20 protein-coding genes and 1 pseudogene are annotated in these 16,491 nt (G+C 44.7%); 2 read left to right on the top strand and 19 right to left on the bottom strand.

Annotation, left to right across the window (positions count from 1 at the left end):
- The first annotated feature begins 77 nt into the window (after positions 1 to 77).
- Complete coding sequence (locus RID53_RS20140; RefSeq protein ID WP_446389782.1) at positions 78 to 2,570, top strand: endonuclease MutS2; 2,493 nt, start codon at positions 78 to 80, stop codon at positions 2,568 to 2,570.
- Positions 2,571 to 2,877: 307 nt separating this feature from the next.
- Here RID53_RS20140 and RID53_RS20135 read toward each other — a convergent pair.
- The 15 genes and pseudogenes from RID53_RS20135 to RID53_RS20065 all read right to left on the bottom strand — a co-directional run bounded on the left by RID53_RS20135 (position 2,878) and on the right by RID53_RS20065 (position 12,541).
- Positions 2,878 to 3,241, bottom strand: a pseudogene (locus RID53_RS20135) (type II toxin-antitoxin system RelE family toxin).
- On the bottom strand, positions 3,231 to 3,485 hold the full coding sequence (locus RID53_RS20130; RefSeq protein WP_446356396.1) for a type II toxin-antitoxin system RelN family antitoxin: 255 nt from the start codon (positions 3,483 to 3,485) through the stop codon (positions 3,231 to 3,233). Before RID53_RS20130 ends, RID53_RS20135 begins: the two are co-directional and overlap by 11 nt.
- 39 nt (positions 3,486 to 3,524) lie before the next feature.
- The gene (locus RID53_RS20125) at positions 3,525 to 3,854 is read right to left on the bottom strand and encodes an element excision factor XisI family protein (RefSeq protein WP_446389781.1); all 330 of its coding nucleotides are present in this window, start codon (positions 3,852 to 3,854) and stop codon (positions 3,525 to 3,527) included.
- 18 nt (positions 3,855 to 3,872) lie between these two features.
- The gene (locus RID53_RS20120; protein WP_446389780.1) at positions 3,873 to 5,615 is read right to left on the bottom strand and encodes a hypothetical protein; all 1,743 of its coding nucleotides are present in this window, start codon (positions 5,613 to 5,615) and stop codon (positions 3,873 to 3,875) included.
- A complete protein-coding gene (locus RID53_RS20115) occupies positions 5,603 to 6,694 on the bottom strand; it encodes a VWA domain-containing protein (protein ID WP_446389779.1) in 1,092 nt (363 codons plus the stop codon). The genes RID53_RS20120 and RID53_RS20115 overlap by 13 nt, the downstream gene beginning before the upstream one ends.
- A gap of 80 nt (positions 6,695 to 6,774) precedes the next feature.
- Entirely contained in the window at positions 6,775 to 7,692 is a 918-nt protein-coding gene (locus RID53_RS20110; RefSeq protein WP_446389778.1) for an AAA family ATPase, read from the bottom strand.
- Positions 7,680 to 8,780: an XRE family transcriptional regulator gene (locus RID53_RS20105; protein ID WP_446389777.1), complete on the bottom strand. Its 1,101-nt coding sequence runs from the start codon at positions 8,778 to 8,780 to the stop codon at positions 7,680 to 7,682. Before RID53_RS20105 ends, RID53_RS20110 begins: the two co-directional genes overlap by 13 nt.
- Positions 8,767 to 9,888, bottom strand: a complete 1,122-nt coding sequence (locus RID53_RS20100) for a phosphorylase family protein (RefSeq protein ID WP_446389776.1) — start codon at positions 9,886 to 9,888, stop codon at positions 8,767 to 8,769. The genes RID53_RS20105 and RID53_RS20100 overlap by 14 nt, the downstream gene beginning before the upstream one ends.
- Positions 9,879 to 10,097 carry a hypothetical protein gene (locus RID53_RS20095; RefSeq protein ID WP_446389775.1) on the bottom strand — a complete coding sequence of 73 codons (219 nt, stop codon included), beginning with the start codon at positions 10,095 to 10,097 and terminating at the stop codon, positions 9,879 to 9,881. Before RID53_RS20095 ends, RID53_RS20100 begins: the two co-directional genes overlap by 10 nt.
- Positions 10,098 to 10,288: 191 nt before the next feature.
- Complete coding sequence (locus RID53_RS20090) at positions 10,289 to 10,744, bottom strand: hypothetical protein (RefSeq protein WP_446389774.1); 456 nt, start codon at positions 10,742 to 10,744, stop codon at positions 10,289 to 10,291.
- A gap of 63 nt (positions 10,745 to 10,807) precedes the next feature.
- Entirely contained in the window at positions 10,808 to 11,137 is a 330-nt protein-coding gene (locus tag RID53_RS20085; protein WP_446389773.1) for a DUF433 domain-containing protein, read from the bottom strand.
- Between the two features lie 190 nt (positions 11,138 to 11,327).
- The gene (locus RID53_RS20080; RefSeq protein WP_446389845.1) at positions 11,328 to 11,411 is read right to left on the bottom strand and encodes a calcium-binding protein; all 84 of its coding nucleotides are present in this window, start codon (positions 11,409 to 11,411) and stop codon (positions 11,328 to 11,330) included.
- A 12-nt stretch (positions 11,412 to 11,423) separates the two neighbouring features.
- On the bottom strand, positions 11,424 to 11,852 hold the full coding sequence (locus RID53_RS20075) for an HNH endonuclease (protein WP_446389772.1): 429 nt from the start codon (positions 11,850 to 11,852) through the stop codon (positions 11,424 to 11,426).
- Complete coding sequence (locus RID53_RS20070) at positions 11,849 to 12,265, bottom strand: hypothetical protein (RefSeq protein WP_446389771.1); 417 nt, start codon at positions 12,263 to 12,265, stop codon at positions 11,849 to 11,851. The genes RID53_RS20075 and RID53_RS20070 overlap by 4 nt, the downstream gene beginning before the upstream one ends.
- Positions 12,266 to 12,361: 96 nt before the next feature.
- On the bottom strand, positions 12,362 to 12,541 hold the full coding sequence (locus tag RID53_RS20065) for a calcium-binding protein (RefSeq protein WP_446389770.1): 180 nt from the start codon (positions 12,539 to 12,541) through the stop codon (positions 12,362 to 12,364).
- A 438-nt stretch (positions 12,542 to 12,979) separates the two neighbouring features.
- On the opposite strand from RID53_RS20065, the gene RID53_RS20060 reads away from it, so the two are divergent.
- Complete coding sequence (locus RID53_RS20060) at positions 12,980 to 13,297, top strand: slr1957 family protein (protein WP_446389769.1); 318 nt, start codon at positions 12,980 to 12,982, stop codon at positions 13,295 to 13,297.
- Positions 13,298 to 13,316: 19 nt separating this feature from the next.
- Here RID53_RS20060 and RID53_RS20055 read toward each other — a convergent pair whose 3' ends face one another.
- From RID53_RS20055 to RID53_RS20040, 4 genes are all read right to left on the bottom strand, one after another.
- Positions 13,317 to 13,814, bottom strand: a complete 498-nt coding sequence (locus tag RID53_RS20055; protein WP_446389768.1) for an orange carotenoid protein N-terminal domain-containing protein — start codon at positions 13,812 to 13,814, stop codon at positions 13,317 to 13,319.
- Between the two features lie 523 nt (positions 13,815 to 14,337).
- Entirely contained in the window at positions 14,338 to 15,390 is a 1,053-nt protein-coding gene (locus RID53_RS20050) for a DMT family transporter (RefSeq protein ID WP_446389767.1), read from the bottom strand.
- Positions 15,391 to 15,657: 267 nt separating this feature from the next.
- Entirely contained in the window at positions 15,658 to 16,044 is a 387-nt protein-coding gene (locus RID53_RS20045) for a hypothetical protein (protein ID WP_446389766.1), read from the bottom strand.
- A 76-nt stretch (positions 16,045 to 16,120) separates the two neighbouring features.
- Entirely contained in the window at positions 16,121 to 16,402 is a 282-nt protein-coding gene (locus RID53_RS20040) for a DUF1830 domain-containing protein (RefSeq protein ID WP_446389765.1), read from the bottom strand.
- Positions 16,403 to 16,491 lie beyond the last annotated feature (89 nt).

Genomic DNA, 16,491 nt, shown 5'->3' with positions numbered 1-16,491 from the left:
GAGTACGGTTAGGCTCACTCGCCTCTGCTGGAAAATTGTCTAATAATAAACATAAGGGTAACCTTTAATATTGGGCTTTGATTCAATCTGAAACGTTAGAACTACTCGAATGGCAACGCCTGTGTCAACATCTGGCAACCTTCGCCGCCACCAAACTAGGCGCGATCGCGTCTCGCCATCTCCATCCTCCCGCTACTTTGGCGGAAAGTCTGCATCTATTGGCGCAGACAAAAGAAGTCTATCAACTGGAATGTCAGTTAACCCATGGCTGGACGTTTGAGGGGATTCAGGATATTGGTGATGCGCTAGAACGCGCTGAACGACAAGGGATATTATCCGGGGAAGACTTACTGGCGATCGCAACAACTTTAGCAGGTGTCCGGCGTTTACGGCGTCTCATCGACGATCAAGAGGATATCCCGGTTCTCAACCAACTCGTGGCTGATATCCGTACCTATCCCGAATTAGAACAAGAAATTCACCGTTGTATCGACGAACGCGGCGATGTCACCGATCGCGCGAGTCCGAAACTAGCAGAAATTCGACAGCACAGTAAATCCTTACGCGATCGCATCTATCAAACGCTCCAAAACATTGTACAGCGTCAAGGCGGCGCACTCCAGCAACCCTTAATCACCCAACGGGGCGATCGCTTTGTTCTCCCGGTGAAAGCCCCCCAAAAAGACTCGGTTTCGGGTATCGTTCATGACGCTTCTAGTACAGGGGCTACGCTGTACATCGAACCCCATGCGATCGTTGGATTAGGGAATCAACTCAAAACCTATAAACGCCGAGAACAAGCCGAAGCCGAAGCTGTGCGCCGGGTGTTAACCGAACAAGTCGCCGCCGTTAAGCCGGATCTAGAACAGGTATTAGCCGTCGCCACTCGGTTAGATTTAGCCACAGCCAAAGCCCGATATAGCCTCTGGTTACAGGCAAATCCGCCGCGCTTCATTGATCCGAATCAACGAGAATCGATTACCCTACGCCAACTGCGACATCCTCTGTTAGTCTGGCAACATCAGCATGAAGAAGATGCGCCAGTTGTACCGATTACTATCCAGATTCAGCCCCAAATAAAAGTCGTGGCAATTACGGGACCGAATACAGGGGGTAAAACCGTTACCTTAAAAACATTGGGGTTAGCCGCACTCATGGCAAAAGTGGGTTTATTTGTCCCCGCCAAGGAACCCGTAGAACTGCCGTGGTTTGAGCAAATTTTGGCAGATATTGGCGATGAACAGTCTTTAGAGCAGAGTTTATCTACCTTTTCCGGTCATATTCGCCGGATTAGTCGGATTTTAGACGAATTGGGAACGGGGAATGAGGGAGATGAGGGAGATGAGGGAGATGAGGGAGATGAGGGAGATAATGTAGTGGACAAAGAACAAGATTCTTTATCCTTTATTTCTCAAACTTCACATCCTACATCCGCCCTCGTCTTACTGGATGAAATTGGTGCGGGAACTGATCCAGCCGAAGGAAGTGCTTTAGCGATCGCACTCCTCAAATATCTTGCCGATCATGCCCAGCTTACCGTAGCCACGACGCACTATGGCGAACTCAAGGCGCTGAAATATCAAGATGAACGATTTGAGAACGCCTCGGTGGAGTTTGATGATGTCACCCTTTCCCCCACCTATCGCCTACTCTGGGGAATACCGGGTCGATCTAATGCGTTAACTATTGCTCAACGGTTAGGATTAAAATCAGACGTGGTATCCCTTGCTCAAACCTTAGTCGGAAGTAGTTCCGAAGAGGTAAACCAGGTGATTTCTGGACTCGAAGCCCAACGGCGGGATCAGGAAACCAAAGCCCAAGAAGCGAATCAACTCCTCCAACAAACCGAACGTTTGCATCAAGAAGTCTCCAGTAAAGCCAAACTCTTGCAGGAGAGAGAACGAGAATTGAAACTCTCTCAAGAACAGGCGGTACAAGATGCGATCGCCCAAGCCAGGGAAGAAATTGCCCAGGTAATTCGCAAATTACAGCAAGGACCCCAAATCGCTCAAAATGCTCAAAAAGCCACCAATGCGCTGAAGGAAATTGAGCAGCGTCACATCCCCAAACCCCCTGCTAAAGCCAAACCCGCCTTTCAACCCAAAGTAGGCGATCGCATCCGCATTCCTCGCCTAAATCAAACGGCGGAAGTCTTGACGCCTGCGGATGAAGATGGGGAACTCAGAGTACGCTTTGGCTTAATGAAAATGACGGTATTCCTAGCAGATATCGAATCCCTAGAGGGTGAAAAGGCGCAAATGCCTGTCAAATCAAAACCTGCATCTACTCCTGCACCCGCCGTCTCATCCCCTCCAACTCCCCCAATTCGCACCGAGAAAAATACAATTGATTTACGCGGATCGCGTGTGGCTGATGCTGAAGTCGAGTTAGAACAAGCCATTTCCCAAGCGATCGCCTCTGGGGTATTGTGGATTATTCATGGTAAGGGAACTGGAAAATTAAGGGCTGGGGTACATGAATTCTTAGAACGCCATCCCCTGGTTGATCGGTTTGAATTAGCAAAGCAAGCGGAAGGTGGATCGGGGGTAACGGTAGCTTATCTTAAATAGAATGTCACGCTTGCTCATTCCGGAAATAGAGCTTGCTGCACAACTCCGAAACCCTTAGCCATCAATGCTTTGAGCCGTATTTACAGTTGACTTACAGCGCTTTTCATGTTTATGGAATACAAAATTGTATCGGCTTGCTTTTCAGCGCAATCATCGTCTGTAGTCTACTAACTTGAAAACTGCTGTAAATGAAACTCAGTCATTTCTGATTCTCGTAAAAAGCTTGGGCTATTCTAGACTAGCTATGATAAATTACCACAAAATAATCTCCATAATCATGTCCGGAAGACTCTGAGCGATCGCTCTTTTATTCATCCCCATCGAACTCAGCTAAGATACTACGAATTTCATTAGGACTAATATCTTCTTGGTCTGATTTAGAATAAATTGTTAATAGAAGTACATTCGTCGGTGACTCAACTTGATAGATTCAGTCTATAACCTGCGCTTTTTCCTTTTTGAATGTTGCTATTTTTAATCCTTAACTTTAAGATGACATATTCTTCACTCATTCCGGGGATGCGATCGCCAATAAAGTTACCCCCTTGGAGTTGTTCAATAATTGGCTGAACATCCGAGCGTATCTGTCGATATTTTTTTGACAATTTCCGCAGATTTCGTTTGTACTCTGGTGTTAAATCGATTTTGACTAAAGGCGTTTCATTCGACATCGATTCCTTCCCACATCTCAGAAAGGGGTATGCGTTGTCCTGCTTTTGCTTCCTGTAAAGCTCTCCTGAGACTTGCTTTCACTTCTTCAAGGGGAGTATCATCGGGATCGGTTTCGACTTCTTCGGTAACATCGGGAAACAGTACAATAATTCGCACGCGACTAGGGGCAACATTTTCAATGGGATGATCGAGTGATAATTGACCTGTTTCATCCAGGGTTCCTGTTAGTTCAATGGCTTTCATTAGTTTCTCCTGAAGTTTGTCTAAATTATATCATTGCAGTTAACAAACGGCATAGTCGGTAAATTGTCGCTTGAAGGGAGATTTAAACGCCAATACGATATCCTTATGTGGCACTCCAGCCTCAACCAATTCGTTGGCAACTCCCACTTCTGTTCCATCACTCTGAATCCAAATTTTGTTATCCTTGATATCAATGTGAATTAGGCTACCATACTCTCGTCGTTGGTTGTGCCACCCCACGAGCATTAATAAGTAGTGATTACGTTCTCTATCAAGAATTAACTGTACTTCAGTTACGTCATCTTGAAGTTGGGCAAAGTGCGTCTTAAGGATTGTTTTCACCAGTTCGGGATAATTTAATCTTGCCATAAAGCAATCTCCTATTTACTAGCACCAAATATCCTTATTCCAGTTTGAGATATCTTGTAACCATGTTTCAACAAATGTAACTATATTTTCTTCTACGGTTATTGATAAATCTAGAGAAATATCAAAATTTTCTTGTACCCATTCCTGTAACCTTTCTTTTAATTTTTGCTTAACTATTGTGATTTTTTGATTTACTACTGATTCTGACATATTTAGAGATTGAGCTAGTATTTGTGTGTCACAATTATGATTGTAGTATGAGAGCAAGAATTGGGCTTCATGACTTAACTTATGAAGTAGAAAATCTTGTAAAGTTTGATATAAACAAGACTGGCAATATGATATCACCCAATCATCTATATAATTGACCAAAGTATTAACTTGATTTGTGTCTTTGTAATCTAGATTAATGTTTAAATTAGTCCTACTCCATTTGTTTAAATTAAACAATAATAATCGTTTGCATTCTTTAAGTTTAATAGAATATTCACGACGTGATAATTTAAATATAGCTGGCGTGTCAATATCATTTATTTGCAATATTTGAATAACTTTACTAAGTTGGTAAATTTTTTGCAATCCCTCTGGCATATTTCTAAAACTATGTGACATAAATAAGTTTAATTTTTGCGAAATATCCTGTTTGTTTATTCTTTCAACTTCTTCTAAACCATCATTAAAATCAATTAAAAAATCAGCAACATCAACATTATCAACAGCAACAGACATTCGTTTTTTTCTGTATTCATCTAAATTATATTTTAGAATTTCATGACGAATATTGTTATTTATCCATAGTATTAATTCCTTGTGAAGCGAAGGTTTATTTAGATTAAATTTATCAATATTTTGGATGAAGCTCAACCACGTTTGCTGTAGAGCAGACTCATACTCTAAGTGCGAAGATTTCATTAATCCTGGTAGTTTTTGAATTGTTCGGAGCAGTTGATTCATTGCTTGTCGTCGCACCAGACTTTGTGTCGGATATTTAAGCACTTCTGTAATAAGTTGACGTAGTTGTTCATCTTTATTCTGCTCGGAGACTATATCCTGAGTATTGAGACGTAAAGTAGGTAATTTTACTCCAGCAATCTGCACGTAATGTGGTTTTCGCTTTAACAAGGCAAGTTGAACCTCTACATCTTTATGATTACCGCGAACAAAAGTGCTCATCTGGCGAGAGTAAATTAATAATGGTTCAAATCCTGCCTGTAGCAACGGCTCTGCAAAAGTTTCTACCAACGAAGTAAGACGAAACACCTCTGTCATATCCTCTTGTTTCACCCTTGCGCTCAAAGCCTCTGCCAATTCACGCGCTAGTTCATTCGGCTTAGTATACGCCAACGCTGTCCATTCCTGAGCCTCAGCTAAACTCTGAGTATCCGGATCATCATCAGTCAGTCGCTGTGCTACATAATCCAGTAAAAACTCAGCCAATTCGTCTAATCTTTCTTGCCCAAACTGCTCTTTTAATTCCCTCAATAACAGATTTCGATCGCTTATATCCATTTCATACATCTCATACCCCACCTGCCGACACAGGCGCGACAGCAGCAGATGAGCTACAGCTTCCCAAGGCGCTTCCGGGACAAAGTTTGCCCAAATTTGGTAGAGCAAATCAGGGGTGAGTGAGAGGGGAAATGCGGCGTGACGCGCCAAGTTTCGATGGGCTTCGCCAAATTGCTTGGCAAACCCTTCAACCCGTTTAACTGCAACTCGCCTAGCACGGGCTTGGTTAGGATTAGATGTTACAGCAGCCATGAGTACATCCTCTCCCAAGCGATATATCTGCCTCGCAATACACCAATCGCCGCGTTCATTCCCTGACGACTCATCTCAAACATGGGTAATAAACGGGCAATTTCCCCAGCCGTGGTATTTTGCCACCATTGATTCGGCATTGGGTTGAGCCAAGCGCAATACCGTACTGACTGCTGTACCTGCTCAATCCATACTTTAGTGCTGTCAATCCGTTCTGGGTCAAAATTTCCCCGTGCGGCTCCTGCATCGCTGATAATTAGTACAACCGCCCGTTCTCCAATCTCTTCCAATACCTCAGACATCGATTGAGCATTCAACATCGCGGGATGACGATACAGGTACTGATCAGGATAGTCATGAAAATAAAATACACGGGTCTGTCTCAACCGTCCACCGCGCTGTGCTGTTTCGACTAACTGTCGTGATAGCTGGTGAAAGGGTACCATTGAGCCATCTTGGTCAATCATTAACACCAAATCCGCCCGATTTTTACGGGGAGGTATCAGCACGGGTTCGAGTAAAATACCCTCACGCCCCATTTTTGCCACCGTTGCTTCCACATCTAATTCTGTGGGGATTCCTTCCCGCACTGGGCGACGCAAATAACGCCAGGTTTGCTTCATCTGTCGGCGAGTCACCGGGAAATACTCAGTTAGTAGGCTATAGCGAGGGCGTCTCAATTCCCTATCCCGCCGACTACTCCGCACGGCTTGCACAGCTTGCACGGGTTCTGGGGTCAAATTGGGCTGTGGTTCCAATTCCGGTAAGGGTTCAGATTCGGGTATTTCAGCCGAGGATTCTTCTGACTCTGGTGATGGAGATGAGGGTTTAGGTTGATCAGAAGTATCTGGAGAATACCGCCACATTTGCTCAAATAGCCGTCGAATTAGGCGACTCTCTTCCTCAGATTTTGCCCACACCAGACAGCAAAGCTGCTCGATTTCCTGACGAGTACCTATACCAAAGCCAGATTGAAGCGATCGCAAGACTGTTAAATACTCATCCACCCCCAACGGCAAACCATGGCGCTGTCGCAGGCTGTTAAAAATATCCAGCAGTGGTAACTGATTGGGGTTCATGGTTAACGGTTCGAGTCGAACAGAACATTTATGTTATTTAGAGCCGTTGCATGCAACGTCTCTACACCAGTCGGTTTCTCCTAAGAAATATCTCTACTGCTATAACGTAGATGATCTTCCCATTTCTTCAGCAGCACTTCTGAAAACGGCAATTTACCCTCAAGCTGCTGCAACACCTGATCTTGAGGAAATTGACGCAACACGGCAAACCAATCCAGCAACTCACTGGTACTCACCTTTTTTCCTGATTTCCCTTTCTCCATTGTCTGCCGCAGTTCCCTAAAACGCTGCACTGCTCCCTCGACTAACTCCGGCGATGATTCCGGAAAGTGAGCCTTGACAATCTCGGTTAATTGTGAATTAGGAAATTCAATGTAATAAAACAGACAACGGCGCAGAAAGGCATCGGGTAAATCCTTTTCATCGTTGCTCGTCACAAATACAATCGGAGGGAAATTTGCCTTAACTTCCGTTCCCGTCTCCTCAATCGCGAATTGCTGCTCGTCAAGCTCTCGTAACAAATCGTTAGGGAAATCAATATCCGCCTTATCAATTTCATCAATCAATACCACCGTGCGCTGGGAATTAGCAAACGCCCGTCCCAGCGCTCCCATTTCAATATAATTATTTAAATCATCAACCTTCGATTGACTCTTTTCCCCCATCCGCACCAGTTGAGCATCATGTAATCGTCTTACGGCGTCGTAGGTGTAGAGTCCATCTCTTGCCCGACTGGTAGATTTAATATACCAAGGCTCATAGGGTAATCCTAATTCGTAAGCCACCGCCTGCGCCAAGCGAGTTTTACCACATCCGGGTTCACCTTTGAGTAACAGGGGGCGTTTTTCCAGAAAGATGGCAAGATTAACCGCATTAATCAGTTCGGGTGAGGGTAAATAAGGCGTGAGTCCATTCTCCTGACACTCTTGAGGTGAAATGAGTTTACCCTGATAGAATGGTTTCCCACTAGCCGCCAGTGCATCTGCTAAATTAACCATTTTGCCAATTCTCCCTCCCAATCATAGCCGCAGTGGCAACAAATTTCCTCATAGACAAATTCAGGAATCCCGTCTTCTGACTTCTCTAATAAGAGTTGAGAGGTTAACCCCGCAGGTATCTGTATATCCCTAAATCCCGTCACCATATCTAGCCAATCCTCTAAGATATCTGGCGGAAATGGACTCACGGGTGGCAAGTGCAAAGGAATCCGAGGATATTCGGGTTGCTCCCATTCCTGTGCCAATTGAATCGTTGATTGACAAATGCTGCCTCTATGATCTACCAAGAACATTAACAGATGGGTTGCCTCTGGAGTCAGACAGGACTCTGGCTCAATTCGTTTTACCAGAGGTTCCCAGAACTCTTGAAGCCACGCCACCAGGACATTGGGCAGCATATACTCCACGCTATCAAAGATAAAAATAACATCTTGAGTGGAAACGCGATCGCAAATTTGATCAATAATCTCTTTCGGTTCAGCCTCTTTTGGCAACCCAAACCAAGCCGCCACTCGTCGCCACAGGAGAGGAATCTTGTTCCCGATACCGTTATGATTCACATCAATCTTAATCGGCGATATCGTCTTCCACTGTGGCTTCAACCGGAATAATCGAGTCACTAAAAGTTGCTGTCCGCAGCAAGCCTCACCGTGAACCAAGAAAGCCGCGATTTGATGTGATGTCATGACTTCTTTCACCAACCGCACCTGCTGCTTAAAATCCATTATGAGCAGCAAATCAAACAGTAAATGAGGCGGCGTTTGAATCGGGAGAACGTTCTGTTGGGTTTGAACTTCTACAATGAGTTCATCAATGTGTAGCTGAATATCTCGACCCACATCTTGACGAATCACATTCAACAAAGCCAAAAGCGCGGGTTGACCCGGGGTAATTTCACCAAAGATCACCAGTTCCTTGATCATACCTGTAATGAAAACATCCACAGGCGTACTCCAGACAAGACGACGTAACACGGGTGCATCCATTCCCAACGCCCTCATCAAGTATCCTCGACGCTGGTTTTCATCCTCCATAAGGGGTCTAAGTAGAGGCAATAATTTTTGAATTATATCGCTACTGATTGCCATCGCCTAACAGTTTTGCCAAGATTTCAAATGCAAAAGCACTAGCGTGTTGTGCTGCTTTCTCCTGAGAGCCAGCCGCATCAGCATTGCTTTTACCATCAATGAGATCGGAGATACCACGGATAATTAATGCATTGATTTCTGGATTAGCACGAACAGCCTTGAGAAAACCATGACTTTCCATTTCCACCGCCAGCGCATCACCATAGTTTGTCCGCAGAAGCTGATACACATCAGACTTCGTTGAAGCCACCACTTTGTCCCCTGCGGCTATGGCTCCTGTGAAAGCGCGAGGTTTTGGTGTTGGAATCGATTCTCCAATCCTGTTTAACCACTCTTCTTTCCTAACTTCAGCCTTAGCTCTCTGTTCTAAACGATAACTTACGAGGCTGGTATTGGGTCTAGGTTGGAACGTTTCCTCGACAACTTTTCCGGATTCATACCCATAAACTTTTGTTGCCGCCACCACGTCACCAAGGTCAACATGTTTAATTCCACCTGCTACACCCACAAAGAGTACAACAGTCGGCTTAAAATAATCAATGGCTCGCTTCGTTTCTACAGCCGCCTCAGTATTACCTGCCCCGATTTCAACAATTCCTATTTGCCATGATTGACCATTAGATAAGAAGTTTCCTCGTTCATAGATAGTGCCTTCAGGGTGTATCTCTTCCTTGAGATTTGTCAAGTGAGCGCGAACAGCTCTATATTCAATAGGAATAGCCGTGAGGATAACAGCGCACTGCAAATTTTGAGCGTCTTGTTTTGATGATACCGATTCTTGAGCAACAGGTGTCTCAGTTAACTCCTCTCGCAGTTGTTGAAGTAGTTTATCTACTTTTGCCCGGTTGTCTACACCCATATCTTCACGAATCACTTCCAACAAGGCGCAAAGCGCTAGTTTGCCAGTGGGTATTTTTCCTAAACGAACCAGTTCCGTCACCATGTTAGTGATGAAAGAATCCACAGGTGTATTTAAAACCAGGCGATTCAACACAGGTGTATCCATGCCTAACGCCCTGATCAAATAGGCTCGACGCTCATTCTCATCCCGTAAATAGGGTCTGAGTAGAGGCAATAATTTTTCAAGGCTATCGTTACTTATTGCCATTGCCTAACTATCCTTATCGAGATTTTCTTCAGGTGTCCGCCTGAATGCTGAATAATTGCCACGCGATCGCCTCTCCGCATTTGCCTACTATTGAGAACAAGGAGACTGCCAAAGTCAGGCAAATCTTTTAGGAATACAACTATATAGTCTAATTCAGGATTCGTGTAAGATGCACCTCCGGTAACGCCTGAGCCGTCTGTATTTCGCATTCTTTACCGTTTGGGGTACACCTGCCAACGTTTCTGCAACCAAGCGTCTGCGATCGCGCATATAGGCAAAGTCGGGTAAATTCTGAACATAATCTGTAAATACACCAGCGCTCAACGCTATAATACTGAGCTGTTGGGTTTCCTTCGTCAACCCAACCTACAAATTACTGATGTAGCAGCAGGTTTAGCCGTCAATTGTGCTGTGCTTTACTGGCTAAAATTGCCAATTTAAATGCCCTGTTTATAGTTTGACCCCATTCGTAAAGACAAATTGGAACAGAAACAAAGAAAACCGATTGCTTATTCATAAAATCTTCAATGTTATCATCAGCAGATGAAATGACAATGGGGATAGTTTTAATTAAACTATTTGTACGCAAATAACTTAATAGTTTAACTCCATTTATATAGTGCCAGCCTTGTATGTAGATGATATGGACAAATCTTTTCGGGTTTATTTCTTGCTGTATTTTGTATAATAAATTACCATTGGCTAAATTTGTGTGATTGGCATCTATTACAATTAAATCAAAATCTTCAAACCCAGCAAAATATGCCAAAGCATCTTCAAATACAGCTCTCATTGCTTGATGATACTTGGGTACATCTATAACTATAATTTTCCGTTTTAATTTCTGATCATTCATAGTGGAAATTTAGCTCATGCTGAGTACATGGTTCTGCTCATCAGCATACAAACGTGCCATTGGCTAGACAACCTCATTATTGGCGCGAATCGCTGCTGCAATGTCTTCGGGATAAGCATATGCATACGCCCAAGCATTGACCAGATCAGCCGCACTGATGTGAGGATAGTCTTGTAGGAGTTGGGCTTCACTGATGCCAAGCTGTTGGGCTTCAACTAATAACCAAACGGCAATTCGGGTTCCAGCAATACAGGCTTCTCCACCACAAATACCAGGAGTTTTGCTGATTCCTTTTCCGCCTGTTCTCAGGGTTTTGGTCAGACTCTGAATGATGTCTGCTTTGTCAGCAGGGGATAGGCGAAGAAGCTGATGTTCCAGTTCCTGACGAGTCATAGAGTACAGGGATAATTGAAAATTACCTTTATTGTAGCGATCGCGCTCTGCTTCCAGTAATCCCAGCCATCACGCAACTTGGGGTAAACTTTCTAACGCCTCTGCAACTAAGCGTCTGTGATCGCGTCCGCACGGCTAGCCGTCTTGAGATTTTTTGCCTTGCTTATTAGAGTATCTTTATCAATTTAATTTACCCAAACTCATAGCCTTGATGCACCCAGTAATGCCAATCTGCGATCGCCTGTTGGGTTTGTGCATCTGCCTCTACTGCCAGGGAAAAGAGCCATTATGTTGTTTGTGGATGAGGTGGTGGATATTCTCCGTTCATAATGAGTTGCTCGCGTTCGAGGATACGTTCTGGAAGGTTAAATTGTAAAATTTTAGCGGTTACGCGCCCTTGGGCAGTTAGTGGAATGATCGTTCCTCCATCTAGCTGGAAGTGGTCTGACCATTTCTGAAGACGGGGATTAAAAAAGGGGGTTAGCTGTTGTGTCTCAGGGTCGAGTGAACCGAGGTCAGTTCCTTTGAAGCGGTTGCAGTAAGGACAAGATAAAGCTAGGTTTTCAACTTCAGTGATGCCATCATGTTTTTCGGCAATGATATGTTCCATTTCAAAGGCGAAAAGTGAAGCTGTTTGGGGAAATCGGCAATACTCGCATTGCTCTCCGGCGCGTTGAGTCACTAGCCGACGCAGAGTTGCTGATACATAACTCATGCTGCTGTTTGTAAGTGTTTGTAAGCATGAGCTTTTGCTAAACGCACCCAATGTTCTAGAAGCAAGTATCGATCAAGTTCGGCTTCTTCCGATCGCGAGAGTGTACCCGATTTATTGCGATCGAGCAGTTCGCTCATGCGGGTTTGTAAAGCAGGCGTGGGGCGGATGGCAAGGATAACTTCTGGACTGGGTTGACTAGCAAGCAGTTCGACGATCTGGAGTTCGTCTTGGTAGCAGATGGTTTCTGGGGGGATAAGTTCCTCAATTGCGCGATCAAGGGCTTCTGGGAGGCGATCGCCCAATTGTTGCAGTTTTTCACCCAGGCGATCGGGGACTTCTATGATAATTTGCATTGGCGGTAATGTATTGTTTAAGGTTGCTTTGATTGTAGCAGTAGGGGTAGGATGAGCCATCTGTGAGTGCGATCACGCTATGGGTCATCGCGTCTGCACGGCTAGCCGTCTTGAGATTTTTTGCCTTGCTTGTTGGAGTATCTTTATCAATTTAATTTACCCAAACTCATAGCCTTGATTCACCCAGTAATGCCAATCTGCGATCGCCTGTTGGGTTTCTGCATCTGCCTCTGGAGCCTCTAGCTGAATCAACGGAACCGCCAGCGTATAATCATCCCAGGCAATCTCCACAAACATTTCCTGTTCACACTCCTCCTCTGGTGCCATCCCCACCACTTCTACGGTTGCCCTGAAGGGGTGACAAGCCGTCCAAAACCTTTAAAAATCAGGTTTTGAGCGACATTAATATCTCCAAAGATGAAGTCTTATTGACATTCTTATTGACAGATGAAGACCACCGGATGAGGTATGGGATTAGCGATGCGTTGCGCGGGGGGTTTGGGGGGGCGCCCCGCCCCCCCTTGTGGGGGTGGGGGGGGTCTCCCCCCCCACAAAAAACTGCTATCTCTGACCCTATCTGTGACAAGAAGAAATGGGCTAAAAGCCGGATGGCTCAACACTTCAGCTAGCTTGTCACCCCGTAAGCAACGAAAGACCAATGACCAATGACCAATGACGAATTAGGTATTTATTCCTCTTTTAGTCTGGAAAAAGATTTGCTAATGTTATTGAGGCTGTAAAGCAGACTAATTTAACACATTTTAACAAAATCCGATGAAACATTACTGTGAAGCTTGGTTAAACGAATGGTGCTACGAGAACGGCTGGACAGACTTATATGTTGAGCGCAATAACTATTGGGCGTTCCCACCGGGCGCTGTAATTCCAGAACCACTACCGACGGACGCCTTGAAATGGATTAAAGCGGAAAAAGGCTGGAGTGGCGAAGAAAAGTGGTGGTCAATTGGGGCAATGTTGGTTACTGTTGTTGCCGCTATTTTGACCGTTTATTTCCAGTCGCCTATGCCTTTGGGTGTAGCCTTTGCCTTTGCTGCTGTAACAGTTGGGCTATTAGAAGTTGAACTTGAATAGATACCCAACCGCCAAATTCCTAAGCGGCTAAAGGGGCAACACCCATCTGGTCAATGATCTCATTGAATAGGGAAATTTGCTCATTCAGGTCTAATAACGCGATCGTTCTCAACAGGGTTGTAGCTGAGGAAGAAAGCGAAGAAGCGATTGCCACTGGACTCACTTCACCTGTGGACATCCAATCAAATAGCTGAGTCCAAAACGCCAGTTTGGTTTTCAACGTGAATAGTCCGTATTGACGACTGATGGGGCTATCTGTCTCCTGTAATAAGTCCTGCATCGCCGCTAACTGTTCAGTAGCAGGCATTTGCTTGATCCGATGCAGCAACCCTTGGGTCAAAAATAGCCGTGCCGCACCCGCAGGTGTTGGTGCTAGAGAACAACCTAGGTTTTGGTACATTCCCCAAAGCAGCCCTAACTGATCCTCAACAGACAGGCGCTGGAAGTCGTTAAACGCCTGGTTAACGGCTGGCTTGAGTTCAAGAGTTGCGGTGGGCAGTTGGTTGGTAATGAACATCATGCACGAAGTAGGGCAGCAATTAGTTAACAATTGTTCAAAGTAGTTATTCTAATTGTAATAAAACTTAAACGGCAACTCTACGTCAATTGGGATTTAAACCAGGTATTACGACTTGACAAACGTTCAGAGATAGCCGTAAAACCGCTGTAGTAGCGGCATAGAGGGCTGGAGAGAGCATTTCCCAGGTATCGATTTAAATTCCTGATTATTCCTATAGCCTAAATGTAAGACGGATGGTACTGACTTAAGCTGGTTTCGTAGTAGGCACTTTAGTGCCAGAAGCGCTAAAGCGCTGACTACAAAATCTAAAGTCAGTGCCATTCAAGTTAAGACGAATGGTACTGACTGGTATGCTGGTGGGCAGTGTCCACCCTACGGTATATCCTATCCGACTAAATCCGGGTTAACTACCCCCCTGATAACCCAGTCCGCGCAGGCGGACTTTGTTTGTGTAGCAGCGATTTCAATCGCCGTGGCAAAAGGGGATGATATGAACCTCAAATAGTCCATAACTGGTGGTTCAAACTCCTTTAAAGCCCACCTCTGTATCCGCTTCCTTATCGGAATTCCCAGGTGGCAGCGTAATCGTTTCCGCCATTTTGCGAAACACACCAATCTGATTGAGGACAATACCGCCAATAATCACCGCCCCACCGATATATTGCGCCATGGTGGGCGCTTCCCCCAGAATAAAATATGCCGCTAAAATTCCGGCAATGGGGCTAAAGGAACTGGCTAAGGAAACATCCGCTGCACCTGTTGTCTTTAATCCGCGAAACCAACAGAGTTGACCCCCGACGACAATCACCATGCCGTAAATCAACATCCATTGCCACAGAAAAGGCGAAAACACATCCATAAAATGATTGGGTTCAAACAGCATCAAGACAACCACCAAGAACACTAATGTTGCCATTGCCATACGATAGATACTGAAAATAGCCAACGGAATCTGACGTAACTTCACCTTACTAATAATCGTGGACAAGGCTAACGCCACGGCACCACCTGCGGCAAATAATTCCCCTCTGCCAATCTGGAATCTTCCCATATTCACCATATCCGTGGCGGGAGTCTGAAGTAATACAGTCAGAGAAACGCCAATGAACGAAACCACCGCACCCGCTATCACCCACTTATTTACCCGTTCTCCCAGCAATAGTATGGATAACGCCAGAATCAGGGGCGGTTCAATGCGACCAATTAGCACCACATTATTGACCATTGTCAAGTCTAGTGCCATAAATGTTAAAGCCGGAGCTAATGCCCCGGACAGTATTGCCACCCCCGTCAATCCTAGCCAATCTGTCCAGGAGAGACGTTTTATGGACTCAACATTCCACTGCTTGCCATAGATTAAGATGAGGGCGATTAAGGCACAAAGATTTCCCGCAAACAGAACATTGCAGAACGAGATGGGATTTCTGCCATCGATTAGATTTTGATCTCCCAAATTGGTTAACATCCGGATTACCGCATTGGCTGACGCGAAAATCACAATCGCAATCAACAGATAAGCGCGTCCGGGAATTCGATTGAATACATTAGCCGGGTTCGCCGTTCGTCTGGACATCAGGTGAAGGGGGACTCCTGGATTGACTCAGCCAAAACCGACATGATTTGGCATTGGCGACTATTGTATCATCCAACGTTTTCATCGTACTCTTACACTCCAGATCCCCGACTTCTTTGTCGAAATCCTGCTTACCTAAATGAATGGGATTCAGAAGTCGGGGATCTACCGGAATGTTTGGCGGACAAAATTTATGTCTAGGGACTTCGTGTAAGTATTCAACCCGACATAATATTAAGTCCTGTGCTGTATCCTGATCTCAACGCCCTAATAGCTGAACCAACGATAGAGTTTTTCGTTGGAACTCATCGCTGCATTAGCAGAACGGTTGTCTTCTGATGCCGGGGAATGTAACGTTTTTTTTCTCTGCGTTCTCAGTAGAGCAATAATAGTCTGATGAATCAGTTCTTCGACCATCATTCGCTCTTCTATGGAAGAGTAAAAGCGTCTAGGGTTTTTGGGGAGTTTTTCAGATTCGTACAGGATAGTATAAGATTGATCCGGAATTCGACTTAATACCTGGTTAACGAGCTGGTTAAATAATTCTGCCTGAGCAAATGCCTCTTGATAAGGAGTCTCTGGATAAGTTACCAAGATATCTTTGACTTCTTGAATGACAAGGAGACAGGTTAAATTGATAATTTTCTGCGACATGATGCTGATCTTCTTGTTTAGGGTAGGAATACTGTTTACTGCGCCAATCAAACAGAGAAAATTACTTGACCAAGAATCAGGCTTCAAGTTTTACTAACAATTTTTTACAATTAACTAGAGAAGAAACCGCTTCATTCACCATAATCTCTAAGTTAGATTCAGAGTCAGCTTCAAACAGAAAACGCTCACCGGAAAAAATAACCCGTTGCCAATTAGTATGGGATTGATTCACCAGCCGGATAATCTGAACCTGGCTGGTTTGATTGATATAACAGCAGAGACTTTGGTGATTGTTAGATGTACTTTGGCTGGATTTAGACACAAAAGCTGTTTGACGAGAAGTGGTTTGAGAATTCATATCTCTCTGTAAATGAAGGGTGAGTGGCTATGAGTCAAAAGAGAGGTTGCTAATCCTAGCCGGATAGGGGTTGAGCTGGGATGAATGGA

The sequence above is a fragment of the Coleofasciculus sp. B1-GNL1-01 genome, assembly GCF_040220235.1.
In the GTDB taxonomy this organism is placed as follows: Bacteria; Cyanobacteriota; Cyanobacteriia; order Cyanobacteriales; family Coleofasciculaceae; genus Coleofasciculus.
The sequence above is the reverse complement of the archived record's forward strand: the minus strand, read 5'-3'. Positions and strand labels throughout refer to the sequence as shown.